General features: G+C 68.3%; 23 protein-coding genes. 6 read left to right on the top strand and 17 right to left on the bottom strand.

Features of this window, described 5'->3' with window-relative positions; all coding sequences use genetic code 11:
• Positions 1 to 21: 21 nt before the first annotated feature.
• Entirely contained in the window at positions 22 to 1,599 is a 1,578-nt protein-coding gene (locus ACPCXD_RS10280; protein WP_145691341.1) for a GMC oxidoreductase, read from the top strand.
• A 49-nt stretch (positions 1,600 to 1,648) separates the two neighbouring features.
• Here ACPCXD_RS10280 and ACPCXD_RS10285 read toward each other — a convergent pair whose 3' ends face one another.
• Complete coding sequence (locus ACPCXD_RS10285) at positions 1,649 to 3,112, bottom strand: FAD-dependent oxidoreductase (protein ID WP_159416650.1); 1,464 nt, start codon at positions 3,110 to 3,112, stop codon at positions 1,649 to 1,651.
• 22 nt (positions 3,113 to 3,134) lie between these two features.
• A complete protein-coding gene (locus ACPCXD_RS10290) occupies positions 3,135 to 3,980 on the bottom strand; it encodes an LLM class F420-dependent oxidoreductase (RefSeq protein ID WP_418345381.1) in 846 nt (281 codons plus the stop codon).
• A 163-nt stretch (positions 3,981 to 4,143) separates the two neighbouring features.
• Between ACPCXD_RS10290 and ACPCXD_RS10295 the strand changes: the two genes are divergently transcribed.
• Positions 4,144 to 4,827 (top strand): TetR family transcriptional regulator, encoded by a 684-nt coding sequence (locus ACPCXD_RS10295; protein WP_120281497.1) that lies wholly within the window; start codon positions 4,144 to 4,146, stop codon positions 4,825 to 4,827.
• 34 nt (positions 4,828 to 4,861) lie between these two features.
• Here the strand turns inward: ACPCXD_RS10295 and ACPCXD_RS10300 are convergent, their stop codons facing one another.
• From ACPCXD_RS10300 to ACPCXD_RS10325, 6 genes are all read right to left on the bottom strand, one after another.
• Entirely contained in the window at positions 4,862 to 5,689 is an 828-nt protein-coding gene (locus ACPCXD_RS10300; RefSeq protein WP_423659426.1) for a hypothetical protein, read from the bottom strand.
• Positions 5,690 to 5,858: 169 nt separating this feature from the next.
• The gene (locus tag ACPCXD_RS10305) at positions 5,859 to 5,966 is read right to left on the bottom strand and encodes a methionine/alanine import family NSS transporter small subunit (protein WP_006551747.1); all 108 of its coding nucleotides are present in this window, start codon (positions 5,964 to 5,966) and stop codon (positions 5,859 to 5,861) included.
• Positions 5,963 to 7,567 (bottom strand): sodium-dependent transporter, encoded by a 1,605-nt coding sequence (locus ACPCXD_RS10310; RefSeq protein ID WP_160873759.1) that lies wholly within the window; start codon positions 7,565 to 7,567, stop codon positions 5,963 to 5,965. Before ACPCXD_RS10310 ends, ACPCXD_RS10305 begins: the two co-directional genes overlap by 4 nt.
• Before the next feature lie 83 nt (positions 7,568 to 7,650).
• Positions 7,651 to 8,772, bottom strand: a complete 1,122-nt coding sequence (locus ACPCXD_RS10315; protein WP_423659428.1) for a lysylphosphatidylglycerol synthase transmembrane domain-containing protein — start codon at positions 8,770 to 8,772, stop codon at positions 7,651 to 7,653.
• Entirely contained in the window at positions 8,773 to 10,203 is a 1,431-nt protein-coding gene (locus ACPCXD_RS10320) for an HAD-IB family hydrolase (RefSeq protein ID WP_423659430.1), read from the bottom strand.
• A complete protein-coding gene (locus tag ACPCXD_RS10325) occupies positions 10,200 to 12,602 on the bottom strand; it encodes a glycerol-3-phosphate 1-O-acyltransferase (protein ID WP_423659432.1) in 2,403 nt (800 codons plus the stop codon). The genes ACPCXD_RS10320 and ACPCXD_RS10325 overlap by 4 nt, the downstream gene beginning before the upstream one ends.
• A gap of 210 nt (positions 12,603 to 12,812) precedes the next feature.
• On the opposite strand from ACPCXD_RS10325, the gene ACPCXD_RS10330 reads away from it, so the two are divergent.
• The gene (locus ACPCXD_RS10330; RefSeq protein ID WP_160873762.1) at positions 12,813 to 14,324 is read left to right on the top strand and encodes a bifunctional aminoglycoside phosphotransferase/ATP-binding protein; all 1,512 of its coding nucleotides are present in this window, start codon (positions 12,813 to 12,815) and stop codon (positions 14,322 to 14,324) included.
• A gap of 70 nt (positions 14,325 to 14,394) precedes the next feature.
• Here the strand turns inward: ACPCXD_RS10330 and ACPCXD_RS10335 are convergent, their stop codons facing one another.
• Both ACPCXD_RS10335 and ACPCXD_RS10340 read right to left on the bottom strand, forming a co-directional pair.
• Positions 14,395 to 15,288 carry a universal stress protein gene (locus ACPCXD_RS10335; protein WP_088897845.1) on the bottom strand — a complete coding sequence of 298 codons (894 nt, stop codon included), beginning with the start codon at positions 15,286 to 15,288 and terminating at the stop codon, positions 14,395 to 14,397.
• Positions 15,289 to 15,436: 148 nt separating this feature from the next.
• The gene (locus ACPCXD_RS10340) at positions 15,437 to 16,969 is read right to left on the bottom strand and encodes a CHAD domain-containing protein (protein WP_160873763.1); all 1,533 of its coding nucleotides are present in this window, start codon (positions 16,967 to 16,969) and stop codon (positions 15,437 to 15,439) included.
• A 164-nt stretch (positions 16,970 to 17,133) separates the two neighbouring features.
• Between ACPCXD_RS10340 and ACPCXD_RS10345 the strand changes: the two genes are divergently transcribed.
• Positions 17,134 to 17,679, top strand: a complete 546-nt coding sequence (locus tag ACPCXD_RS10345; RefSeq protein ID WP_016693032.1) for a flavodoxin domain-containing protein — start codon at positions 17,134 to 17,136, stop codon at positions 17,677 to 17,679.
• 46 nt (positions 17,680 to 17,725) lie between these two features.
• Here the strand turns inward: ACPCXD_RS10345 and ACPCXD_RS10350 are convergent, their stop codons facing one another.
• Both ACPCXD_RS10350 and ACPCXD_RS10355 read right to left on the bottom strand, forming a co-directional pair.
• Entirely contained in the window at positions 17,726 to 18,232 is a 507-nt protein-coding gene (locus ACPCXD_RS10350; protein ID WP_016693033.1) for an SRPBCC domain-containing protein, read from the bottom strand.
• Between the two features lie 28 nt (positions 18,233 to 18,260).
• A complete protein-coding gene (locus ACPCXD_RS10355; protein ID WP_016693034.1) occupies positions 18,261 to 19,181 on the bottom strand; it encodes a pseudouridine synthase in 921 nt (306 codons plus the stop codon).
• Positions 19,182 to 19,350: 169 nt separating this feature from the next.
• On the opposite strand from ACPCXD_RS10355, the gene ACPCXD_RS10360 reads away from it, so the two are divergent.
• Positions 19,351 to 20,346, top strand: coding sequence for an alpha/beta hydrolase (locus ACPCXD_RS10360; protein WP_254072913.1), 996 nt, complete (start codon positions 19,351 to 19,353; stop codon positions 20,344 to 20,346).
• Complete coding sequence (locus tag ACPCXD_RS10365; RefSeq protein ID WP_160873765.1) at positions 20,336 to 21,202, top strand: oxidoreductase; 867 nt, start codon at positions 20,336 to 20,338, stop codon at positions 21,200 to 21,202. Before ACPCXD_RS10360 ends, ACPCXD_RS10365 begins: the two co-directional genes overlap by 11 nt.
• Before the next feature lie 51 nt (positions 21,203 to 21,253).
• Here ACPCXD_RS10365 and ACPCXD_RS10370 read toward each other — a convergent pair whose 3' ends face one another.
• The 5 genes from ACPCXD_RS10370 to ACPCXD_RS10390 all read right to left on the bottom strand — a co-directional run bounded on the left by ACPCXD_RS10370 (position 21,254) and on the right by ACPCXD_RS10390 (position 26,162).
• Complete coding sequence (locus ACPCXD_RS10370) at positions 21,254 to 21,688, bottom strand: GNAT family N-acetyltransferase (protein ID WP_059384207.1); 435 nt, start codon at positions 21,686 to 21,688, stop codon at positions 21,254 to 21,256.
• A gap of 79 nt (positions 21,689 to 21,767) precedes the next feature.
• On the bottom strand, positions 21,768 to 22,502 hold the full coding sequence (locus tag ACPCXD_RS10375) for an aspartate/glutamate racemase family protein (protein WP_160873766.1): 735 nt from the start codon (positions 22,500 to 22,502) through the stop codon (positions 21,768 to 21,770).
• A gap of 6 nt (positions 22,503 to 22,508) precedes the next feature.
• Entirely contained in the window at positions 22,509 to 24,026 is a 1,518-nt protein-coding gene (locus ACPCXD_RS10380) for an NCS1 family nucleobase:cation symporter-1 (protein ID WP_423659437.1), read from the bottom strand.
• 136 nt (positions 24,027 to 24,162) lie between these two features.
• Positions 24,163 to 24,885, bottom strand: coding sequence for a GntR family transcriptional regulator (locus tag ACPCXD_RS10385; protein WP_423659439.1), 723 nt, complete (start codon positions 24,883 to 24,885; stop codon positions 24,163 to 24,165).
• 101 nt (positions 24,886 to 24,986) lie between these two features.
• A complete protein-coding gene (locus ACPCXD_RS10390; protein WP_423659441.1) occupies positions 24,987 to 26,162 on the bottom strand; it encodes an RNA polymerase sigma factor in 1,176 nt (391 codons plus the stop codon).
• Between the last annotated feature and the right edge of the window lie 105 nt (positions 26,163 to 26,267).

The raw sequence follows: 26,267 nt of genomic DNA on the forward strand, positions 1-26,267 counted from the left end.
CACGCTCCAGGAGAGCCATTCGTGAATACTGCGCTGTCCCGCCGTACCTTCCTGCGGGGAACCGTCGTCGGCGGTGCGGCTGTTGCCGCGTTGTCGTTGTCCCCGATCCCACGCGCACGCGCCGAGGTCACCCAGGAGCGCCATCGGGCGGTCGTCGTGGGCAGCGGATTCGGCGGTGCGATCACCGCGCTGCATCTCGGCCGGGCCGGTGTGCAGACGCTGGTCCTCGAACGGGGCATCCGCTGGCCCACGGGACCGAACGCCGAGACGTTCCCTCACATGCTGCAACCGGACCGGCGGATGTCGTGGTTGTCGTCCGCCCCGGTGATGACCGGTACTCCGCCGATCCCGACCGAACCGTTCACCGGGCTCATCGAACGGGTTCCGGGGAACGGTATGGACGTCATGTGCGGCGCGGGGGTCGGCGGGAGTTCGCTGGCCTATCACGGCATGACCGTGCAGCCCGACGGGCAGCGATTCTCCGATTCGGTGTCCTCGCGTATCGATTACGAGCTGCTGGCCTCCGACCACTATCGGCGGGTGGCGGGGATGCTGCAGGTCGCGACCATCCCGGACGATCTGCTCGACCACGATCGGTACCGTTCCTCACGCCAGTTCCTGGACCGTGCAGGTTCGGAGGGCTACGACACGTTCAGGGTGCCGATGTGCATCGACTGGGACTTCGCGCGACGGGAGCTGACCGGGGAACTGAAACCGTCCTACACGACCGGCGACGTCATCTACGGAGTCAACAACGGCGGTAAGTTCTCGGTCGACGTCACCTATCTCGCCGAAGCCGAACGCACGGGGCACGTCACGGTCGCGCCGCTGCACCGGGTCGACGACATCGAGCGGGCACCGGACGGCACCTGGATCGTGCACGTGGACCGGATCCACACGGACGGAACGGTTCTCGAACGCAAGCGGATCATCACACCGGCGTTGTTTCTCGGCGGCGGATCGGCCGGCACGACCCGTCTTCTCGTGAAGGCGAAGGCGAAGGGACTCGTCCCCGATCTTCCCGACGGCGTCGGAACGGGATGGGGCAACAACGGTGACCGGGTGTTCGCCGTGACGAGTCCGCTCGTCAGCCCCGGCGACCATCAGGGCGGGCCCGCCTGTGTGGGTATGCGCGACTACACCGACCCCGCCGGACCGTTGATGATCGTCACCGGTCCGGTGCCGTTCCCCGTCGATGTGGGAACGACGACGATGATCGGTCTGGGGATCGTCGACGGCCGGGGAGTCTGGCACTACGACGCCGGCCGCGACGATGCGGTCCTGAACTGGGATCAGGCCTACGATCGGGAACTCACCCGTGCGATCGAGGCCCGCATCCGGCGGATCGCGGGACCGGCCGCGATCGTCATCGACGTCAACGCCGTCGACATCAACACCTTCCATCCGCTCGGTGGTGCGCCGTTCGGGGTGGTGTGCGACGACGTGGGTCGCGTGCACGGCCAGCCCGGCCTGTACGTGGTGGACGGCGCCAAGATCCCGGGGTCGACCGGGGCGTGCAATCCGTCCATGACGATCGCGGCGCTCGCCGAGTACGGCGCCGACCACATCGTCTCGCGCGACCTGGACCGCGTGTTCTGACCTGACGGGTGGTTCCGGTGGCTCGGCCACCGGAACCACCCCTTCGGTCTCAGCCCTTCGCGGCCGACAGACCGGCGCGACGCCCGAAGAAGCTTCCGTCGCCCAGCGAGGTGCCGCTCGCATACCCCCAGGCGCACACGCCCGACGTGCAGCGACCCGCGGCGAACAGGCCGGGGATCGGATCGCCGGACACGTGCAGCACCTCCGAGTTCACCGAGGTGCGCAGGCCGCCGAGCGTGAAACCTGCTGTGCAGTTGCGGAGATCGAGCGCCGCGATCGGGCTGCCGATGGGCTTGACCCACTCGCTCTTCTTGCCCAGCACCGGATCGCTGCCGTTCTCGGCGTGCCTGTTGTAGACCTCGACGGTCGCCTGCAACGTCCCCACCGGCAGCTCCATGTCGGATTCGAGTTCGGCGACGGTCTCCGCGACCCACTTCGGACGGAACCGGAAGAAGGGCGTCGAACTCGTTGCCGCACAACCCTCCTCGTACGCCTGTTCGTCGATGATCAGATAGGCCTGGTTGTCGTTCTTCAGCAGCGTGAGCTGACCGATACGACCCGGATAGGTGTCCTCGGGGACGTACCGCTGACCGCGGCCGTTGACGAGGATGCCGCGGGCCATCAACTGCGGGTCGCCGAAGAAGGCGACCTCGGTGGCGTCCATGTGCGCGAGATCGGCGCCGAGCGCCTGCGCCATGCGGATCGCGCGGCCGTCGTGCTCCTCGATCGCCGCACCCGGGCGGCCGCTGAGCTGCGGCGCGTACGACTCGACCATCTCCTTGTTGTACGCGAAACTGCCGGTCGCGAGGACGACACCGCGGCGGGCCCGGATGTGGACGTCCTTGCCGTACTGCTTGGCCGTCAGGCCCACGACGCGTCCGTCGCCGTCGACGATCAATCGCTGCACCCGCACGTCGTATTCGGCACGTACACCGAGGCTTTCGGCGACCTGCGAGAGCGGCTGCATGAGCATGTACCCGCCGCCCTTCTCGCCGGTGCGCTTGTCGGTCATCTGCGGGACGTGCCCGCGCGGGGCGGGCGTGGCGATCTCGTTGAAGGGCGCGGAGTTCTCGCCGCCGGAGTACATCAGGCCGTCGTCACCGGGGATCTCCCACCCGGGTTCGCCCCAGAAGCTCTCCTTGAACACCACACCGTTGTCCACGAGCCACTCGTAGTGTTCGACGCTGCCCTCGCAGTACTCGGTGATCTTCGCTTCATCGGCGCCCGGCCCGAGCGCGGCGAGCATGAACGCCTTCATGTTCTCGGGCGAGTCGTCGAATCCGAGGGCCTTCTGCAGCGGGGTGCCGCCGCCGAGGTAGACGATGCCACCCGACAGCGAGGCCGCACCGCCCCAACCGCCGGTCCGTTCGAGCACGAGCACGTCGGCACCGGCGCGGGCGGCCTCGATGGACGCCGAGACACCGGCGATGCCGTAACCGGCGACGACGACGTCGGCTTCGTGGTCCCAGGTGGAGACGCTGTCGGCGGGAAGGGGATGGAGATCGGTGCTCATCGGGGTCCGTTCGGGTCGGTGATCAGTGGTCGAGTTTCGAGGCGAGTCGGTCGATGTACGCGACGACGTCGTCCTGGGGACGGTCGGGCAGGCCGAAGATCACCTCGGTGACCCCGGCGTCCTCCCAGATCCTCAGTTGCTCGGCGTCGTGACGGCCTGCCAGGGCGAGGATCTCGGGAGTCCCTGCACGGCCGGCATCGGCCCAGGCCTTGTGGAGGCGCGCGACGTTGTCGACGACGTTGTTCTCCGTGGGTGTGGTGATCCACCCGTCGGTGTGGCGGACGATCCAGTCGAAGTTGCGGTCGGTGGAACCGGCGCCGAGGAAGATCGGGGGCCGTGGCTGCTGCACAGGTTTCGGCCACGCCCAGCTCGGCCCGAACGCGACGAAGTCTCCCTCGTAGGAGGCCTCTTCCTCGGTCCACAGCGCCTGCATCGCTTCGAGATACTGGCGCATCGCGGTGCGCTTCTTCTTCGGCGGTACGCCGTGGTCGGCGAGTTCCTCGGCGTTCCAACCGAATCCGACACCGAAGTTCACCCGGCCGCCGGAAAGGTGATCGAGGCTCGCGATGGTCTTGGCGAGCGTGATGGGGTCGTGCTCGAGGGGCAGTGCGACGGAGGTGCCCAACTTGATCGTCGACGTCACCGCGGCGGCGAGTCCGAGCGCCACCCACGGATCGAGGGTGCGCATATAGCGGTCGTCGGGAAGGGTCTCGTTGCCCGTTCCCGGATGCGCGGATTCGCGACGGATCGGGATGTGAGTGTGTTCGGGCACATAGAAACTGTCGAAACCGCGACTCTCCGCGGTCGAGGCAGCGACTTCGGGCCGGATTCCCCGGTCGCTCGTGAACAGGGTGATTCCGTGGCGCACAGCAGCCCCTCTCCAGACGGTGACGGAGAAAATGTAACGCGTTCTACATCCGGAGGGAAGAGATTTCCGGACACCTGTCTGATTGTGGCCGGTCGGCGGTACGAAAAGGCAGGCGCACCACGCTGAACTATCCTCGAAACGGGCATGAACGGAAGGTGGCGTGATGACGGAGCAGTCGACGACGGAGACCGCGGGCGAGGAGTCGGCGTCGACGCAGACCTCGCGACCGGCCCTCGGGTCCACCCGGTCGCCCGGTGCGGGCCTGCGGCCGGCGCAGCGGGCGCGGTACATGCGGATCATCGCCTCCGCCGAGGAGCTCGCCTCGGAGGGCGGTTACGACGCCGTGCAGATGCGGGCTGTCGCAGACCGATCCGGTGTCGCTCTCGGCACGGTCTACCGCTACTTCCCGTCGAAGAACCACCTGCTCGTCGTGGCGCTCGTACTCGAATTCGAGACCGCCGCCGAAGCCGTGACCACCGCGGAGATCCCGGGCGGCAGTGCCGCCGAGCGCCTCATGGGCGTGCTGCGCGGGGTGATGCCGCGGCTGTCCGAGAACCCGCTGCGCTACGACGCGCTCATCCGGGCGGCGATGTTCGCCGACGCGTCCTCGGCGCCCGAACTCGACCGTCTCGGTGAGGTGCTCACGCGCCTGTTCGCGCAGGCGGCGGGCATCGACATCGTCACCGAAGAAGTACTCAACGCCGTGCGGATCATCGCCGACGTGTGGATGTCGGCGCTGGTCGCGTGGGTGGCCGGCCGGCAGTCGGTCGACGATGTGCTCGCACACATGGACACCGCCGTCACACTCGTGTTCGACCGGCTGAACCGACTGCAGCGGGCGAGCTGACGCCCACCCGCCGCAGTTCGAGTTCGGGGTTCGATCAGGCCGGCACGTCCACGATGCCGATCGTGGGCAGGAAGAAGCACTGTGCGTCACCGTTCCGGACGTTGCCGAAAACGGCTGCCAGCACGGTTCCCGAGCCGGTCTCGACCGGCGCGACCCGCACGCTGCCCAGTGGCAGCGTGTCGGCGATGAAGGTCGTGATCGCCTGCTCGACGAGCCCGCGCAGGTCTTCGGGAACCCCGGCCGGGATGGCGCCCGCGGCCGCCTCCTCCGGCGTGCCCATCGGCACGAAACCGCCCTGGAAGGTGTTGACGTTGAACCACGCGAGCTGGATGCCCGAGGTGTCGGCGTCCTCCTCGAGCCCGACGGGGACGAAGGCGAAGAGCGTCTCGGCAGGGGAGACGACGTTCAGGTTCTCGGACACGAACGGGATGTCGGAGTTCGGCCACGGCCCGGGCAGAGCGCCCGCAACGGCCGGCACGGTGCCCAGCGGCAGGTCGCCGTCGGCCGTGCAGAACGGTGCGCCGGTGGGGTAGAGGAACGGTTCGACGCCGAGGCGACGCAGGAACTCCATGCCGTCCTCGTAGGCGCCGAGCGGGGTCGCTTCGGCCGCGTCGACAGCGCTTCCGCGTGCGTTCGCGATCGCTTCGGCAGCAGCGAGAGTCGTGGGATCGACGCCGGGCAGCGCGCGGAGGGCTTCGAGCGAGCTCACGAGCGGGCTCGTGGCGGGCGCTTCCGCCGGTGCTGCCGGCTCCGCGGGCGCGGGTTCGGCGACGGCGACGGCGGGAAGTGCCAGGCCTGCGGCGACGGTCAGGGCTGCGGCGGCCGAGATGCGACGCATCCGATTGCGGTGTCTGCGGCTCATGTGGGGTTCTCCTCCTGTGGGTCGTGACACCCGGACGGGCTCTACCTAACTCTAAAGTAGAGGTTTAGAGTACGACCGTTCCAGGAGACCACAAGGGCGGCGCTCCGGCCAGAGCGCCGCCCCGCGGTGTTACCGAACCGACACCCATGTGGGTCGGTTGTGCAGATGATCAGTCCGGATCGTCCGGATGCTTTCGCAGATGCAGGATGCTCAGCAGGAGACCGCCCCACAGCGTGACGAGGGCGAGAATCATCATGGCGACGGCCGCTGTGCTCATCGGGTACCTCCGGTGGACGAGTCGGGTCCGGGCGAGGGATCGCCGGACGAAGCAGGCGCCTGGGCGGACGCGAGCGGACGGTTTTCGTCCAGCTCGTATTCCTCGTCGATTCCCCTGCGCCACGGGATGAACGTCAGGAGGACGGCGAGGATGATCACGCCGGCCTGCACGCTCCACCCGAAGGCCGTGACCAGGCTGTCGGGAAGACCGCCGTAGCCGTCGCGGACACGGTCGCGGATCTCGCTGAACAGCATGTAGCCGAGGACGAGCGGGGTGATGATGCCCGTGAACACCATCCAGCCCGTGCCGACCTTGAACGACGACACCGAGTTGAGGTGGTCGCGGAGTTCGGGCAGACGACGATAGATCCACGCGACCACCACGAGCGCCACGAAGGCGACACCCACGATGCCGAACTGGTTCGCGAAGCGGTCCACCACGTCGAGGGTGTTCAGGCCGGTGGTGGTGGGGAAGAGCAGCAGCGACACGATCGCCGACACACCACCGATGGCGAGAACGGCAGGCACCCGGCCGAGGCCCGTCTTGTCCTGGAAGGCCGAAACGGTCACCTGGATGATGCTGATCATCGACGTGAATCCGGCGAAGACCAGCGAGCCGAAGAACAGCACACCGAAGAGCGGGCCGCCGGGCATCTCCGAGACGATCGTCGGGAAGGCGATGAAGGCGAGACCGATACCGCCGGCGACCACCTCACCGACCTCGACGCCTTGCGCCTGGGCCATGAAGCCGAGAGCGGAGAAGACACCGATGCCGGCGAGCACCTCGAAGCTCGAGTTCGAGAACCCGACCACGAGACCCGAACCGGTGAGGTTCGTCTTGCGCTTGAGGTACGACGCGTAGGTCACCATGATGCCGAAGGCGACGGACAGCGAGAAGAAGATCTGCGCGTACGCCGCGATCCACACCCCGGTGTCGGTCAACGCCGACCAGTTCGGGGTGAAGAACGCATCGAGACCGGTGGTCGCGCCGTCGAGGGTCAGCGACCGGACGACGAGCGCACCGAACAGCAGGACCAGCAACGGCACGAAGAACCGGTTGGCGTTGCCGATACCGCGCTGGACGCCGAGAGCGAGCACCGCGAGCGTCGCGATCCAGACCAGCAGCAGCGTCCACGCGACGCCCGGCACGAAGCTCAGGCCGAAGGTCGCATCGGTGTCCTGGTTCAGGAACGAACTCATGAAGAAGCCTTCGGGATCGTCGCCCCATGCCTCGGTGATCGAGAAGAAGGTGTACCGCGCGGCCCAAGCCACGATCACCGCGTAGTACACGCCGATGACGAAGCACACCAGCACCTGCCACCAGCCGATGAACTCGGCGCCGCGGCGCAGTCTGCGGAAGGCCAGCGGCGGCGATCCGCGGAACTTGTGCCCGATCGCGTAGTCGACCAGAAGAAGGGGGATACCCGCGGTCAGCAGCGCGACCAGATACGGGATCAGGAATGCGCCACCACCGTTCTCGTAAGCGATGTACGGGAAGCGCCAGATGTTGCCGAGTCCGACCGCCGAACCGATTGCGGCCATGATGAACACGGACCGGCCCGACCAGACCTCCCGTTTGTGTGTGACCTCGTGCTGTGCCACGGAGCTCGTCCTCCATTCATTCGGATGGAGGACAACGCTAGCGCCCCGACCGGCACGCAGGCGATCTTTTCGGGTCGGCGTCTTCAGTCGTCGTCCCAGATCCGCAGGTCCGGGGGAGCGTCGTCCTCGTCCTCCTCCTCGCCGACGTTCCGGTAGCGGAATGCGAAGACGACCCAGCCGACCGCGGCGACGAGCACAAAACTGATCAGCCGGTACACGACCACCGCCGACAGGGCCTGCGCGCCGGTCATGCCGGAGGCGGTGAGCGCCGGGACGAGCACGGCATCCATGACACCCAGACCGGCGGGGAGCAGGGGGATGGCACGGCTGGTGGCGGTGCCGGCAGCGTAGGCGACCGCGATACCGGCCAGGCTCGGCGCGCCACCGACCGCGTACGCGGCGAACGCCAGGCACGCACCGTCGCACACCCAGTTGCTCAGCGACCAGCCGAACGCGCGGGCCGCGTGTGGACGATCGAGTTGCACCGCGCTCAACTGGGCAACGATCTTCCGCCACGCCCGCGCACCCGCCTGCTCGGGCTTCTTCCGCAGCCGGTTCAGGCTTCTCAGGGCGATCAGGCCGATCGATTCGAACGAACCCGGGTTGCCGGCCGCGTACTGGATGAGCACGACCAGCAGCAGCAGACCGCCGAGCGAGAAGATCAGCGAGAACGGGTTGTTGCTGGCGCCGACGAGCAGAGCGCCGACGAGGCCCAGCAGTGCGAGTCCGGCGGCCTGCAGGAGACCGGCCATGACCAGCTGCCAGGTCGCCACCACCGGGGGTGCGCCCCAGTGCCGCATCTGCCGGTAGGTGAAGGTCGTCCCGACCACCGGTCCGCCGGGCAGCGTCACGCTCATGGAGTTCGCTGCCAGGGCCACCGAAAGCGATTGCCGTTGCGAGACCTTCACGCCGGCCGCGGAGAGCAACGCCCGCTGCACCCGTGCGAAGGTCGACATCTCCGCCATCGAGGCGAACACCGCCGCCGCGACCCAGCCCCAGTGGAGGTGCCCGAGGCCGCGGACGCTGTCGGACAGCTCCGGCCACACGAGCACGATCTCGACGGTGAGCACCACGACGAGCAGCGCGCCGACGATCCACTTGAGATACCGGCGTCGCTTCGGGGTGAGCGGCCCGTTCTCACCGTGCGGGCTCTCGTCGGCTCCGTCGTCGTCCGGCTCCTCGGGTGTCACGGTCTCGTTCGTCATCTAGTCGGTGGGCCAGCTCGACAGCGTGCGGCGGTAGAGGTCCTCGACTTCGGCGATATGCTCGCCGAGGTTCTCCCGCGACCACTCGCTCACGTCGATCGGTTCGAGCACCGCCACGTCGACGGTGCCCGAGCGCAGCAGGGTCGAGTGCTTCCACAGGATCTCGCCGGCGTTGCGGATCACGACCGGCACGATCGGCACACCGGCCTGCATCGCGATGTGGAAGGCGCCCTTCTTGAACCTGCCGATCGCCGGGGTCAGTGAGCGCGTGCCCTCGGGGGCGATGACGATCGACGTCCCCTCGCGAAGGGTGTCGACGACGGGTCCGAGCGCCGCGACCGCCCGCTCGGTGTTCGTGCGGTCGACGAAGGTGGCGCCGACGAACCGCAGGAGCGGCCCGAACAACGGGTCGTTGGCCATCTCCTTCTTCGTCACGCCCGTGAAGTCCTGCCTCAGGACCTTGGCCAGCACCACCGGGTCGAGCTGACTCTGATGGTTGAAGATGAACACCGCCGGCCGGGCCGCCCACGCATTCGCTTCCCCGACGATGCGTACGTCCACTCCGGCCAGGGCCAGGGAGACCTCGGTGCCGATGCTGATGATCGAGTCCAGCGCGGTCTTGCGGCTGCGGTTGATCAGACCGAGACCGAGACCCGTCCACACCGAGCCGAACATTCCGCCGTAGGCGGCGGCGGTGCGGACGAGTTCGCGGGCGCCCGGCGTGCCGCGCGGCCGGAACCGCATGATCGGCCAGTCGCGTTCGATGGCGACGCGGGTGAGAGCGCGATCGGGGTTCGTGGCGGTGGGGTTGCCGGCGACGGCCAGGAACTCCACGTCCTCACCACCGTTGGAATAGGTGTAACTGGCCTCGGCGTCGATGCCGTGTGTCTCGACGAAATTGCGTGCCGCCTCCGCTTTGCCGCTGCGCCACAACGATTTCCCGTCGACCCGTCCGGTGAGCACACCGTTCTCGACCTCGAGCGGGGTGAACAGGATGTGCTCGACGCCCAGCGCGTCCCCGGCGGCCTGGATCTGGTAGCGGGACGCCGACGAGGCGATCACCACCGTGTGGCCCGCGTTCTGGTGCGCGCCGATGAGCTGCCACGCCTCCGGATACAGGTGTCCCGCGATCGTCGTCATGAACAACCGGCGGCCGATCTCGTAGAGCTCGTCCTCGCTGTGACCGCGCCACGCCTTGAAGGCGATCGCGACGAAGCGTTCGAAGTCCTCCTCGGTCTCCGTCCCGCGGATCCCGTTGATCATCGTCGCGGCCAGTTCGGATGCGGAGACCTTCCCGGCGAGCACCCGGTCGCGGAAGAAGTGGACACCGGAGAAGCCGTGCACGATGGTGCCGTCGAAATCGAAGAAGGCCGCCACCTCGGGTCCCTGCGGACCCGTGCGCACCCGTTCGAGGGCCTGCTCGAGGTTCACCGTTCCACCTTTCTGTTCGACACGTCGAGCGACTCGGCCAGCGCGACCCGCTGGGCCAACTCCGACAGCTCCGTTGCGAAGACCTTCCTGCGCTCGCGGACGATCTCGGGGTCCTCGTCGTGGTCGAGCAATCCTCGATTGCGCGCCAGGTCGAGCGCGGACGCGAACAACTCCGACGACACCGATTCCGGCCCGTACAGGCGGCGCTGCAGCAGCATCTGCCGGCCCACCGCGACACACTCCGACAGGAAGGCGGCGCGGTCGACCTCGAGCTCCGGGTCCCGGACGGCGAGGCGCTCGGCGACGACGAGCTGCGCGTCGAAGAACGACCGCAGCGTGCGATGCGACATGAAGAAGCCCGTCTCGACGAGACCGGTCAGGGCCTCGTCCTTCGTCGGCAGCGTGTCGCCCCAGGACGGGACGAGCCAGGCCAGCTCGTCGCGCATCTGGACCTCGAAGGTGTCGCGGTCGGGGAAGAAGAACTCGAACTTCAGCAGGTCGCGCAGGTTCTTCGCCTCCTCCCACGCCACCCGCGCAGGATCGTCGCCGGGATTGGCGTGCGCGTAGAGGATGGCCAGCTCCATGATCGACCGGTTGACGAACCAGTGCACACCGCTGTTGCGGTAGAACGCCGCGACGAGATGCTGACCCGGCTGGATCGAGTAGACCGGCTCCTCCCCGCCGGCGTAGGTGGTCACCACGCCCGCGTGGGTGAGCGACGAGAGCACGTCCTCGAGGCCACCCTCGACGTCGAGGATGTGCAGGCCGCCCTGCGGGACACCGCGGCGATCGAGATAGCGGCGGACCGGTGCGATCACGGCCCGCACCTCCTCGAGCGTCAGCGAGCGGTCGCCCACACCGAGCAGAGCCAGGGTGACCAGGCAGTTCACCGTCACCGGCGTGTTGCAGTTGATGCCGACCGCGACCTCGAAGGCGACCTTCTGCAGCGCCATGCGGCGCAGCGCCCGTGTCTCCTCGGAATCCGTCGGCGCCGAGGCCGGGTCGGCGGCCAGCGCCGGCGCGGTCAGGTCCGGATCCCCACCGGAGACCAGCAGTTCGCGCATCGACACGGGATCGCCGAACCGCACGTACACATTCCCGGCCCGCTTGCGCTGATTGCGGGCGTAGCGCACCAGCCACCCCAGGCCTTCGGGCTTCTTCGTCGCGCCGGTCTGTTCGGCGGCGACCGCCGCGACCTCGGCGAGCCCTTCGTAGGTGATCGAGACCGGCACCAGCATCGCGTCCTCGACCCGTCCGCCGCGGATCGCGTTGGCCACGTAACTGAGCAGCCCGTAACGCGGGGGACGGAGCTTGCCGGTCCGGGTCCGGCCACCCTCGAAATACCACTCGAGGTTGAACCGCTTGCTCAGCAGGAACGCGAAGTACTCCTCGAGCGCGGCCTTGTAGACGTCGTCGTCGGCGAAGCTGCGCCGGATGAACACCGTGCCGGTGCGGCGGGCGACGGGACCGATCGGCCAGAAGGTGAGGTTGGCCCCGCCCATGATGTGGTTGCCGGGAAAGTTGTTCGCCGCCAGGATGTCGCCCAGCACGAAGGCATCGGCGTAGGACCGGTGCGAGGGCAGGAAGACCAGGGAATACCGGCGGTTGGACTCGCGCAGTGCACGCAGACCGGACTCGTCGGCGTGCACGGTCCACGCCGACGAGTGCAGCGGCCGCATCGCCTGCGAGAACAGGTCGGTGACCAGTCGTGACTGCACGGCCACGAGTTCGTCGAGCGACCTGCGTGCCCGCGCCTCGACCTCGGCACGCGAGAGGCCGTGCTCGGCGGCGATCTCGTCGAGACGGCGCCGGAAGATCGGCGAGTCCATGATCTGGGCGGCGACGAGCCGCGGGACCTTGTAGCGGTCGCCGATCACCGCTCGCTCGGCGCGTTCGAGCGCGACGACGGCGCGGCGGGTCACGTACCGCGCGAGAGCCCCGTCGTCGCCGTCACCGCCCTCCACCCTGAGCGCATCACGCAGTTCGGACAGGCGGGCCGGTTGCGCGACGACGATCCGGTAGCGGTCGGCGCCCTTGCGCACGAGCCATTTCTGCAGCAACAGATTCGGATTGCGCGGGTTCGTGAGGGCGAGGACGTCGGAGAACCGGACACGCCGCGCACCGTCGCGCTCGGCCGGGAGCCACACGACCCGCACGGGCAGGATCAGCGGATCGTCGGTGCGGGTCACGAGCTCCTCGGCGAGCACCCGCGAGTCGAGATCGAGCGACTCGGGGTGGGTCGGCGTGCGGTACTCGGCGGGAACCTCGTCCGAGCGCAGCCACTCCTCGATCATCGTCCGCTCGAGAGCCGTCGTGTACGCGACAACCGCCACCGTGGGTCCGTCGTCCGCCCGCACGGTGTCGTCTCCGCGTACCCGGCTCGGTTGATCGTTCCTCATCTCACCCCGTCCAGAAGTCGCCCCGGTGTGAAAGCTACCTGTCGCGGACGGTTCGTTCGGGCGATCCGGACGAGAACGCGCACACTGTGCGGATGCACCGGTGGGCGCTGTGCGGATGCACCGGTGGGCGCTGTGCGGATGCACCGGTCGGCGCTGTGCGGATGCACCGGGGGAGTGTCTGAACGACAATGTGGTGGACGAGACGACTCGGTGGGATCCGCCGACGGCAGGGAGGGCGCAGTGACCACAGGTGCCGGACCGGAGGGTGTCGGCTACGCGGGGGTGAGGGAGACGCATTCGTCGGTGGTCTTCTTCGTCGGCGACCGCGTGCACAAGCTGAAGAAGCCGCTCGACCTGGGTTTCCTCGACAACCGCACGCGTGAGGCCCGCGAACGGATCTGCCACCGGGAGGTGGAGCTCAACCGGCGTCTCGCACCGGACGTCTACCTGGGTGTCGCGGATGTCCACGGCCCGGACGGACAGCTGTGCGAGCACCTCGTCGAGATGGTGCGGCTGCCCGACGACCGGCGCCTGGCCGCGGCGGTCCGTCGAGGTGAGGACGTGTCGGCGGTGATCGACGAGGTGGCACGGCAGGTCGCCGCACTGCACGCCTCCTCGCCGCACGGTCCCGAGATCGACCGGTGTGCCTCCGCGGATTTCGTCGCCGAGTTGTGGGATCTCAGTCTCGACCATCTCGGCCGGCTGGAGGTGGGGGCGGATCGTGCCGGGGCGTTGACGCGGATCCGGGAGTCCGTGCACCGTTACCTCGCCGGTCGAACGGTGCTGTTCGACGAACGCATCGCGGCGGGCCGGGCCGTGGACGGACACGGCGACCTGCTCGCCGACGACATCTTCTGTCTCGACGACGGTCCGCGCATCATCGACTGCCTCGAGTTCGACGACGAGTTGCGCTACGGCGACGCCGTACTCGATCTCGCCTTCCTCGCAATGGATCTCGAACGTCTCGGTGCCGAGGCCGCGGCACGGCGGTTGCTCGAACAGTACGGCGAGGTCTCGGGCGATCACCCGCCCTCCTCGCTCGTGCACCACTACATCGCCTATCGAGCGTTGGTGCGCGCGAAGGTGACCGCTCTGCGCTACGAGCAGGGTGATGCAGCGGCGCGGGAGACGGCGACCGGTTTCGTCGAGCTGCTCGAGGGACATCTCGACCGGGGACGTGTGCGCATGGTGCTCGTCGGTGGTGTCTCCGCGACCGGCAAGACGACACTGTCGCGCACGGTCGGTGCGTATCTCGGAGCGGATGTACTGCGCAGCGACGTCGTCCGCAAGGAGTTGGCGGGTCTGCAACCCACCGACCGCACCGGCGACGGTACGGATGCCGGTCTGTACGCACCGGCGCATTCGGAGGCGACCTACGGGGAACTGCTGCGCCGCGCCGAGACCGCTCTTGCCCGCGGGCGATCCGTCGTGCTGGACGCGACCTGGTTGTCGTCCGGGCAGCGCGACGCGGCCCGTAAGGTCGCGGACGGCGCCGGAGTGGACGTGATCGAGATCGAGTGCCGTGCGGACAAGGGAATCCTGTTGCAGCGGATGGCATCCCGCGCCGATCGCGGCGACGATGCATCCGATGCGACCCCTGCTGTGCTCGAACAGCAACTCCGTCGGCGGGATCCGTGGCCGGAGGCGGTGGCGATCGATACGGGTGTCGAGACCGTCGACGCGGCACGGCTGGAGAGCATGCTCGGTCCGGCGCCCTGGTGATCGCGCCCCGGGAACAGCGAACGGGGATCGCTTCGTCGAAGCGATCCCCGTCGGCCCGGAACGGTCGGTTCTAGACCTTGCGGGCGATGAGCACCGGGCACGGAGCCTTGTGCAGCAGGTTCTGGCTCGTGGATCCGAGCAGGGCGGCGCGGAACTGGCCACGCCCGTGGCTTCCGACCGCGACGAGCTGGGCGTCGTCGAGGTGCGCGAGCAGGACCTTCGAGGCCGGGCCCCGGTCGATCACACGCTCGACGGTGACCTCGGGATGGCGATCGCTCCAGCCGGCCAGCGTCTCGGCGAGAACCGCGGTCTCCGAGGTCTCCACGGCATCCCAGTCGACCAGTGCGGCCGTGGCGCCGACACCGAGTGCGGCGTCACCGAGCCAGGAGTGCACTGCCCGGAGCGGAACCCCGAGGGCCGACGCGAGATCGAACGCGTGAGTGACTGCGGCAGCGGACAATTCGCTGCCGTCCACACCGACGACGATCGGCCGGGAATCGGGCAGCGGAGAATCGGTGTTGCCGCGCCACACGACCACCGGGCAGGGTGAATGGTTCGCGACGCGCAGAACGGTGGAGCCGAGCAGGAAGTTCTCCAGCGCACCCGCGCCGGTGGCGCCCATGACGACCAGGCGTGCGTCCTCGGCGGCCTCGAGCAGCGACTTGGCTGCGGGTCCGGGACCGATGAACCTGCTGATCTCGAGATCGGGGTGATCTGCGCGGACTCGTTCGGCGGCGTCGGCGAGGAGCTTTTTGCCGTCCTCCTCGAGCTGCTGGATCATCTGCGACTGCACCAGCACCGCGGCCTCGCTGTAGAAGATGCCTTCCGGGGGCATCGAGTGCACGAGGTGGAGGGGTGCTCCGATACGCGACGCGACGGCTCCGGCCCACCGCGCTGCCGCTACAGCCGTCTCGGAGCCGTCGACGCCTGCGACGACTGCCTTGCGGGTGCTCGGTGTGCTCATCGATATCTCCTTCTCGTTGCGGCGCGCGGCTTCCCGTGCGCCGGTCGGCTCAAGGCCACGTTACCGCCACGACGCGGCTGTGGCCCGGTGTCGACGATCTTCATGATCTCCGATCCGGGGTGCCCGGGCCAGGGCCTTCGGACCTCGATCAGGTCCACAATCGGCGGGCGGAGCGGAAGGCCTTCTTCCAGCCGCCGTCCAGATGCGCGGCCTGCGCGTCGCCGAGCTCGGTCTCGATGCGGAACAGGATCCCGAGCCCGAAACTGGTCTCGGCGGCGTGCCCCTGCTCGGAGAGCATGTCCAGGAGATGTTCCCGCGCCACGACGGAGTCCTGGAATTCACCGAGCAGATCCTGGAAGTCGTCGAACCGGTCGAGGATCCGTCCCGAACGCTTCGGGTGCAGCGGCGCGATCACCTCGATGGCGTACCGCATCCGCTTGGCGCCCTTGCGGGCCCGGTGCATCAGCGCGTCGCGCTCCGCCGGGTTCTCGGCGTCGCCGACCTTGTCGACGCGGCGTGAGACCTTCTTCGACAGCGCTGCGACCGCGTGCAGCAGTTCCTTCCGTGCCACCTTCGGTCGCGCCCCCGCCGCTTCGGTGGCGGGAGCGAGGTCGTCGATCGCTGCGTCGAGGCGGGTGAGCAGCCCGACATACCGATCCGAGTTCAAGGTGTCGACGGCCTCGAGGCGGGCGGACTCCGACCTGGCCGAGAAGTACTCGTCGATACGGGCCCTCGTCGCTTCCCGATGCGATTCGACCGGGATGTCGGCCACGCGATCCGCGAGCCGCTCCCATTGGACCTCGAGATCGCGTGAGGGGCTGAGACGTCTTCCGAGCCAACGGAGTTCGTCGACGAGATCGTGATCGACGACGATCTCGTCGGAATAGGTCTGCAGTGCGCTGCGCAGACGCCGCGCGGCCTTGCGCATGCTGTGCACCGCGTCGGGCGTGTCGCGACGGACCGCGATGTCCGACAGCTCCAGGGTGTGCAGTTCGCTCGAGAGATAGTCGCGTACCGGGAGCAACCCCTTCGCGATCGACGGGCGGGTGGGGATCAGGTCGCCGAGCACGCGGTGGAGCTTCGACGGGCTCTCCGAACGGGTGATGCCGACGGCCGCGAAGCGCTCTTCGAGCGCCGTGAGGAATCGGCTGACCGCCTTGTCGCCGAGGGTGGAATTCCACTCGACCTCGATCTCCTTCCAGCGGATCTCCGATCCGTCGGCTCCGCGCACGGCGTCGACATCGTCGACCACCACCTCCGCGACGAGGCCGCCGTCGGACGACCGGAGTCGGTGCCGATGTCGTCGGGTCACGAGCAGAGCGGCCAGGCTCAGCGGGGCGCCGCGCCGGATGCCGCGCAACAAGGACTCGAGGTCTGCGGGAACGTCCTCGGCCGAGTCGTCACCGAGAGGGAAATGCAGTTCGGTGCGGGTGTCGATACCGGACGGCAGTTTGAGATGCCATCCCGCGTCGTCACCGCCCTCGCGCCTCCGGAGCGTGATCTTCGAGCGCAGCAGGCTCAGCTCGGCGGTGTCGTAGTACTGGGCCGACAGTTCGAACCGGTCGACGTCGATCGCATCGACGGACGGCAGTCCCGTCAAGTCCGGAAGCGGCCGGTCGCCGGGGGCGGAATACTTGCGTTCCGCCTCCTCCGCGACGGTCGCCGGCGATGTGCTGCGCATGCATCTACTCCTTCTCCGTCTATGTCGAGTCCACCTTGCCACGCGGTCCGATATGAGGGGGTTCGTCCGACTGTGATCTGCCGATACCGGGCAAAGGGCACTTCGGCCCTGGTCAAGGCCCGGTTCCGGGGTGATCATGGTTCGACGCGGGTCCGGAGGTAGTGATGAAGGTTCTTGTTTCGGTGGCCAGTCGGCACGGTTCGACCGCGGAGATCGCGACAGCGCTGGCCGCGTCGATGCGCCACCACGGCGCGCAGGTCGACGTGAACGCGCCCGAGCACGTCGACGAGGTCGACGCGTACGACGTCGTGGTGCTCGGCAGTGCCGTCTACCGCAGTCGCTGGCTGCGCAGCGCGCGGGAGTTCTCCGACCGGCACGCGGCCGAACTGCGCGAACGCGACGTCTACCTGTTCTCGTCGGGTCCCGTCGCCTCGGGCGGGAGGTCGGTGAACACGTGCTACGACGCGTGCGCCGTCGCCGAACGCGTCGAGGCCGTCGAACATCGCACCTTCCCGGGGAAGTTGGATCCGGCGGTGCTCGGCACCGGCGAACGGATGGTTGTCAGGATGGTCGGTGCCCCTTCCGGTGACTTCCGGGACTGGGACGCGATCGGTGCCTGGGGTGCGCGCATCGTGGCGCGCACGACCGCCCGGGAACACGATCTCGACGGCGTCGGTTCGGCTCCTGCGCGACGTGGGGCGCGCCGCTAGGCGGATATTCCACCCGGGCGGTCGGCCCGGATCCCGAGCCGGGCGATCAGCCCGAGCTTCCCTGATAGTGCGTGCTCAGTTCGGCTGCGCGGTCCCAGATCGACCAGTCGACCGGACGTTCCTCCAACTGGGCCTCGACCACCTCGAATCCGGCGTGCCAGGCGGCGCCGTGTGCGAGGGCGTCCTCCTCGTCGTCGGTGGTGTGGGTGAGGGTGAGCCAGCACCCGCCGGAGCCGTCCGGAGTGAGTTCCCAGTGCAGAACGTCGGTATCCCAGAGGTATTCCAGGATCCGTGCGGGCCGCACCGTGAGGACACTGCCCATGGTGGTGTGCCCTTCCGGCAGGCCGAAACGTCGGGTCTGTTCCTGCGTCGAGCGGAATTCGAGTGTGGCGCCGGGTGTGAGCTCGAACTCGACGTCGGCAGGGAACCAGGCGCGGAGATGGTGCGGATCGGTCAGGACCCGCCACACTCTCTCCGGCGAGTGGGGGAACGAGCGTTCGAACCGCAGGGCCACCCGCCCGTCATAGGTACGCGAGATGCTGCCGATTTCCATGGAAACCTCCAAGACGAGAACTCGCCGGTCAGCGGGGTCCTGGTGTGCTGTTACTCCATGCTGCCAGGTTTCGTCGGCTTACGAAGCGGGTCGGCCGACCTGTGATCGGATCGTGGAACGACAGGGACCTGGCCAGAAGCTGCAGCGGATTCGAATAGTCCTGCGGCCCAACCTCGTACGCCTCCGGATAGAGGTTGTCGCCGAGGATGGGGATTCCCAGGGAGTTCATGTGTACCCGGAGTTGGTGCGTCCGGCCGGTCTCGGGACGCAATCGGTAACGCGCACGGCCGCCGGCCGTGCCTGTGACGTCGATCCGGGTGACGGCGTTGACGGGACCGTCGACCTCGCGTGCCTGCAGCACTCCGCGTTCCTTGACGATGCGGCTGCGGACCTCGCGAGGGAAGTCGAGATGCGGCGCCGCCGGGGCGATCGCCTCGTACTCCTTCTCGACGAGACGCCGGTCGAACAACATCTGGTACGCGCGTCGTGCCTCGCGCCGGACGGTGAACACCAGAACGCCCGCCGTGAGCCGATCGAGACGATGGACGGGGGACAGCTCGGGCAGATCCAGTTCCTTGCGCAACCGGACGACGGCGGTCTCCGTCACCCACGAGCCGCGCGGGGTGGTCGCCAGGAAGTGCGGTTTGTCCACTACGAGCAGGTTCTCGTCGCGGTGGAGGACGTCGATCTCGAAGGGGACGCGCTGTTCGGCGGGCGGATCACGGTAGAGATACACGAATTCGCGCGGGACGTACGGGGTCGAATGCGTGATCGCTGTGCCGTCCTGTACGACCACTTCGCCGCATTCGATCTTCTCCGCGATGCGCGTCGCATCGCTCGGGAAGCGCGCGAGCAGGAACTCCGCTATGGTCTCCCAACTGGGGTTTTCCGGCAGTCGCAGGCGGGTGGGGTTCAGGCCGTCGCGAACGGGGAGGGGAGCTTCGGGCACGGATCGTCAGGCTAGCGGTGCGAACGGAATGCGAATGCCGAGGGCCCGACGATAACGCTGCCGGACTTTCCACGATAACGATTGTGTGCAAGCCTGCTTAAGGTTTCTGCACCGTCGATACCCTGGGACGGAAGTGAAGAATGTTACTGGAGTGCAAGGGGAGCTTGTTGTGACGATTTCGGCGAAGACCGGAACCCGTCGGCGGGGGGGACGCGCTCTCGTACGGCTGCTGGTGGCGGCACTGGTGCTTCCGCTGGCACTCGCGTTCAGCGGGCTCGGTGCCGGCACGGCTGCGGCCGACCCGTACGAACGCTTCCACGAGGACATGGTCGCCGCACCGGGTGGGGTCGGGGCGATCAAGGTGCGCATCTGGCGAGCGAACAACGGCAGCAACAAGGCCGTCTATCTGCTCGACGGTCTGCGCGCCACCGACGACGTGAGCGGCTGGGAACACGAGACCAACGCGGCGTGGCTCGCCGATCACGGCGTCAACGTGATCATGCCGGTGGGTGGACAGTCGAGCTTCTACGCCGACTGGTACGCGCCGAGCAATTTCAACGGCCAGCCCTACACCTACAAGTGGGAGTCCTTCCTCACCCAGAACCTCCCCGACCATCTCGCGAACGCCTACGGCATCGACCGCAACAACAACGCGGTGGTCGGCCTGTCGATGGGCGGTAACGCGGCGCTGATCCTGGCCGCCTACCACCGCGACCAGTTCAAGTTCGCCGGCTCGCTCTCGGGTTACCTCAACCTCTCGGCTCCGGGTATGCGCGAGGCCATCCGTCTCGCCATGCTCGACGCCGGCGGATACAACGCCGACGCGATGTGGGGACCGCCCTGGAACCCGGCGTGGCTGCGTCACGACCCGTTCGTCGCGGCGCCGCAGCTGCGCGGCCTGCCGATGTGGATCTCCGCGGCGAGCGGCCTGCCCGGCCAGTACGACCGGCCGAGCTCGCTGGTGGGCAGCTTCAACACGACCAACGCCATGGGTCTCGAAGCGCTCGCCCGCACGCAGAACCGTGCCTTCCAGGTGCGCCTGCTGACCTTGGGGATCGACACCGCACACTTCTCGTTCCCGATCGTCGGTACCCACTCGTGGGGCTACTGGCAGGACGAGCTGTGGGCGATGCTCCCGATGCTCAAGTCCTCGATTGGCGCCTGACGCCACCACATCGCTGGCCGGCCGCACCGTCGTCGTGACGGGGGCCACCAGCGGGGTGGGTGAAGCGACGGCCCGGGCCCTCGGGGCTGCCGGTGCCACCGTCGTCCTCACCGGTCGCAACGTCGACCGGGGCAAGCGCATCGCCGACGAGATCGGCCCCCGGGCCGAGATGATGTCGCTCGATCTCGCCGACCTCTCGGCGATCCGTGCCTTCGCGGACGCCTTCGCCGATCGGCGGATCGACATCCTGGTCAACAACGCCGGGGTCATGGCGGTGCCGCTGCGTCGCACCGCCGACGGGTTCGAGATGCAGATGGGAACGAACCATCTCGGACACTTCGCCCTGACCGGACTGCTGTTGCCGCGCATCACCGGTCGCGTCGTCACGGTGTCGAGTGCCGCCCATCTGATCGGCCGGATCGATCTCGACGACCTCAACTGGGAACGCCGCCCGTACAACCGCGCCGCGGCGTACGCACAGTCGAAGCTCGCGAACCTGCTGTTCGCGCTCGAGCTCGAACGACGACTCGCCGCGGTCCGCTCACCGCTGCGCGCCGTCGCGGCCCATCCGGGCTACGCGGCGACCGAAGTGGGCAGTCACACGGGGACGTGGTTCGACCGGTTGTTCGGTTTCGGCAAGACGATCCTGCAGCGCACCCCGGACCAGGGAGCCGAATCAGTCGTGCTCGCCGCTTCCGATCCGGGCATCGCGGGCGGCTACATCGGTCCGCGTTTCCTGCTCTACGGAGCGCCCGGTGTCGCCGGCGTGGGGCGTCGCGCCCGCGACCGCGAGACCGCGACGCGGCTGTGGGAGTTGTCGGAGAAACTCACCGGAGTCCATGTCGAGATCGGCTGATACGCGTCGTCGCCCGCACCCCGTGACCGCCGCCCGAGGGGCGCCCTGCGGTCACGGGGTGCGGCGCATCGGCACGTGGTCGATCCCGGCCTCGAGATAGTTCGCTCCGGTGCGCACGAACCCGAATCGCGCGTACCAGTGCTCCAGATACGCCTGCGCCGAGATGTCGACCACCCCCGGACAGGTCCCGAGCGCCGCCTCGATCAGCTCCGCGGCGAGGCCGCGCCCGCGTGCGTGCCGGGCGGTGGCGACACGGCCGATGTGGGCGACGTCCCCGTCGTCGTGGAGCACGCGCAGCGTCGCGAGGACCTCGTCACCCTCCCGCGTCCAGAACAGTTCGGTGGTCGGGTCGAGATCGCGGCCGTCGAGTTCCGGTTCGCTGGTGATGCCCTGCTCGAAGACGAACACGTCGGTCCGCAGGGCGACGATCCGGTACAGGCTCTCGGGGTCGGTCTTCCTCAGCGGTGCATGGTGGATGGACGGCACGCCCCGATCGTAGGGGGACCCACTCTGTCGGGAGGACAGGGACGGGCTTCACCCGGCAGTGACGGTGGGTCGGCGGGCTTCACCCGCCCGTCGTGAACCCGTCGAGCAGTCCCGTATAGCGCTTCGGCGGGGGAGTTGCGAACTCGCCCCGCTTGCCGGTCGCCAGCCCCATGGTGACCAGCGACTGCACGGTCAGCGTCGCGGCCGCGACACCGTCGACCACCGGCACCCCGATCTCCGCGGAGATGTGGGCGCACAGGTCGGCCATCCCGGCGCAGCCGAGCACGATGGCGTCGGAACCGTCCTCGTACAGGGCATCGAGGCACGCCTCGGTGACGATCTTGCGTGCGTCGGGATCACTGTCGAGGGCCAGCACCGGCAGGTCGCACGCGTGCACGCCCCGGCACGCGTCGCGCATGCCGTAGCGGTGCGCGAGGTCCCACGCGCGTCCGGTCGTGCGGGCCAGCGTCGTGACGACGGAGAATCCGCGCCCCAGGACCGCGGCGGTGTGCATCGCGGCCTCGGCGATACCGACGACGGGTCCGGCAGCGAGTTCGCGCGCCGCGTCCAGTCCGGGATCACCGAAGCACGCGACGACGTAGCCGTCGACGCCGTCGCGTTCACCCTTCTCGATCTCGCTGAGGATGCCCGGCACGGCGAGCGCCTCGTCGTAGTGGCTCTCGATCGAGGGTGGGCCCATGGTGGGGCTGACCGCCTCGACGCGTGTGCCCGGACCTGCGACGGCCCGGGCACACGCCTCGATCGTGGCGGTCATCGACCACGTGGTGTTCGGGTTGACGACCTTGATGAACATGGAGGATCAGACTGCTTCCTGTGCGACCCGGTCGGGGAGACGGACTGCGAGGCGGGTACGGGTCGCGAGCAGGTGGTAGACGACGAAGCCGAGACCGCAGCCGATGAACCAGCTGTACTGGGCGGCGGTACCCATACCGGGAGCATCGTTGAACAGCACGGGGATCATCGCGACCACGGCGCCGACGACGGTCGCGATCACCGCGGCCGGGTTGTAGCCCTTGCGGTAGAAGTACGCGCCCTTCTCCGACATCGTGAACAGGTCGTCGACGATCACCTTCTGCTTGCGCACGAGGTAGTAGTCGGCGATGAGGATGCCGAACAGCGGACCGATGAACGCGCCCAGGGTTTCGAGGGTGTAGTGGATGACCTCGGGGTTGTTGTACAGATTCCACGGGGTGATGAGCACCGAGCCCACCGCGGCGATCATGCCGCCGGCGCGCCAGCTGATCTTCTGCGGGCTGACGTTCGAGAAGTCGAAGGCCGGGGAGATGAAGTTCGCGACGATGTTGATGCCGATCGTGGCGATGGCGAAGGTCAGCGTGCCGAGCACGATCGCGAAGGTCGAGTCGATGCGGGCGACGGTCTCGACGGGGTCGGTGATCAGTTCGCCGTAGACGGGCAGCGTGAGCGATGCGGTGATCACCACGAGCAGCGAGAAGACCAGGAAGTTCACCGGCAGACCGAGGAAGTTGCCCTTCTTGACGGCGGCGTAGGACTTCCCGTACCGGGAGAAGTCGCCGAAGTTGAGCATCGGGCCGGAGAAGTACGAGACCACCAGGGCGATCGCGCCGAGCATGACCGGCACCGACGACCATCCGGTGTGCGTGACCTCACCGAGGGTCAGATCGATTGCGCTCCAACCGGCCTGGGAGATCAGATAACCGCACAGCAGGAACATCACGACGTAGACGGCCGGGCCGCAGAAGTCGATGAACCGCCGGATCGACTCCATGCCGCGCCAGAACACGCAGGCCTGCAGCACCCAGAGCGTCAGGAAGCTGACCCATCCGAGTGCGGACAGACCGGCGAATCCGTAGTCCTCGACCACCGCATAGGGCGCGAGCGAGGGGAACAGCTTGATCAGCACCACGTCGAGTGCCGCCGAGGCGAGGAAGGTCTGGATCCCGTACCACGCCACCGCGATCAGCCCGCGGATGATCGCGGGGATGTTCGCGCCGAGGACGCCGAAGACACTGCGGCAGATCACCGGATAGGGCACACCCGTGACCTGGCTGGGCTTGGCGACGAGATTGCAGAAGAAGTAGACGATAGTGATGCCCACGAGCAGGGCCACGAGGACCTGCCAGCTGGCCAGACCGAGAGCGAACAGGCTGCCGGCGGTGACGTACCCGCCCACGCTGTGGACGTCGGACATCCAGAAAGCGAAGATGTTGTACGAACCCCACCGCTGGTTCTTCAGCGGGGCGAGGTCGTCGTTGGTCAACCGCGGGTCGTATCCGGTCGCGGGCGGCGGGGCTGCGGCGGGGACGCTGCCGGCGCTCGGTGTCAGCACTTCGGTCATGCCTGCTCCTGTGCGAGGGGGAGCCGCCCGTGCCCCGGTGCGAGGCCGGTGGGCGGAGTCGAATCGATCGACGGAACATCAACGGCAGTGGTGAATTCCGATGTGCAGACCGTAACGGGGCGATATTGCCGGAGAGTTACCCGAAATGTATATCTTCGGCGGGAAGCAGGCCGGATTCGGCGGTGAGGCCGGAGATGGCGACGTCGAGATGCCGGTTGTGGTGTTCGGACGCCGCGAGCAGCGCGTCGGTGTCGCGCGCCAGGAAAGCGGTGAGCATCGCCTCGTGCTCGCGGTGGAGTTCGGCGCGCTCGGAATCGCTCACGTGCACCATCGGCTGCACGGGTTCGGTGATGTTCCAGGCATATTCGAGCATGTGCAGCAGGCGGTGCATGCGGGACGGCCTGGTGAGGGCCATGTGGAAGACGCGGCTCTCGCGGTGATAACCACGCGAGTCGCTTTCCTGCACAGCGCGTTCGAGAATTCGATGCGACTCCTCGACGCGCCGGTCGTCCTCCTCGGTGGCGTTGCGCACGGCCGCCGCGAGCGACGCCGATTCGAGAGTTTCGCGGACGAGGTACATCTCGCGCAGCTCCGCGATCGTCAGCTGGGCGACGATGTATCCGTGGTTCTGCCGGTGGGTCACGAGGCCTTCGCCGATGAGGGTCTTGAGTGCTTCCCGGACCGGGATGCGGCTCACCCCGAACAACTCCGAGACCTCCCCGACGGGGATCGGTGTGCCCGGGGGTGCGGCTCCGGAGAGGAAGGCGCGACGCAGCTCCTCGAGGATCACGTCCTGCGGGCGGCCCGGTACGTCGACGCGGAGCTCGTCCAGCAACGCGGATCTACGGCGTGGTGCCACGACCGGGTCCTCCTTCGTCACCGGAATGCGAGTGCTCGACTCCGCGAAGGTAGACCCGTCGTGTTACGTCCTCGTCTCCGCTGCGTGACAGGGATGCGCCCTCACGCGCCGCCGCGCGGAGGGAAGGTCGGCAGCGTCGGCATCGGCCGCGGCGTGGTGGGCGTACCCGTGGTGGGGCGAGGCGTCCCCGTGTTCGGCGCGTCGCTCTCCTCGGTGTCCCGGCGGGGGCGGTCCTCGTCCGGCTCGGTGTCGCGTCCGGGCCCGCCGCGCCTGGTGAAACCACCGGCGGTCGACGTCGCCGTGGTGGTGGGGGCGGCGGTGGATTCCGCATCCGGCTCGGCGGTCGGTGCCGAGGTGATGGTCACCACCGGTGCCTCGACCTCGGGTTCCTCCGTCGTCGTCTCCGCGGCCTCGGTGGTCGTGGTCTCGGTCGTCGCTGCGGTCGTGGTCGTCGCGACCGGCGACCCCATGTCGAGTGTCGGCTCGGCGGCAGGACGCAGGACCTGTCGCTCGACGGGCTCGGCCTGCGGGAACACGAACAATGCGCCGACACCCAGCACCGCGAACACCGCCACCGATGCCGCGATGACGGGAACGGTGCGCTTCGCCCGGCGATCGCGACGGGGGAAGCCCTCCCGGTCCAGCGGTTCGAGGCGGCGCCCGAGATCGATCAGTTCCGCCTCCGAGGGCTGCACCGCGAGCAGCCGTCCCCGCAGGTGCGCGGGTAGGGGAGTGAAGGGGAGAAGCGAGAACGTTCCGAGAGCGTTCGGCACCCGGGGCACCGCACGGTCGACGAGGTCCTGCGCATGGGCGAGGACACGTCCGTCGCCGCCGGAGCCGAGCATTGCCTCGATCTCGTGGGACGAGAAGTGGTGCCGGACCGTGAGGTCGACGACCTCGCGGGCGGTGCCGTCGAGCAGGTGGACCGCCTCACGGACGTCGAGCACCTCGGAGGCGGCCTGATAGGCGGGGTCGGCCGCGGGGAGATATTCGAGGGCGGAGCCGGTGCGCTCGAGCACGCGGATGCATTCGGCGCGGACCACGGCGTAGAGCCAGGCCCGCAGGAGGCTCTCGTCGCGCAGCGAACGGATCCGCGCGGTCGCCGTCCAGACCGCGTCGTACACCACGTCCGAGGCCGACGACACGGCGACGAAGCCGCACGCGTAGGCGTACAAGCCGGGGGCGAAACGATCGAAGACCGCTGCCGTGGCGTCCGGCTCCCCGTCCCGCAACGCTGCGGCGAGTTCGCGGTCCGGACGTCCGGGGTGGTGCCCCATCGATGGAACCTCCCTGTCGTGCATGCGCCCCCGCGCGCCTGCGGTCGTGAGTTCCGGGGAAGTCTACGAGCAGGTGCGCCCCACGGCGAGGACGCGATCCATCGG

Origin of the sequence: Rhodococcus sp. AB351, assembly GCF_049538275.1 — a bacterium.
Lineage (GTDB): Bacteria > Actinomycetota > Actinomycetes > Mycobacteriales > Mycobacteriaceae > Rhodococcus.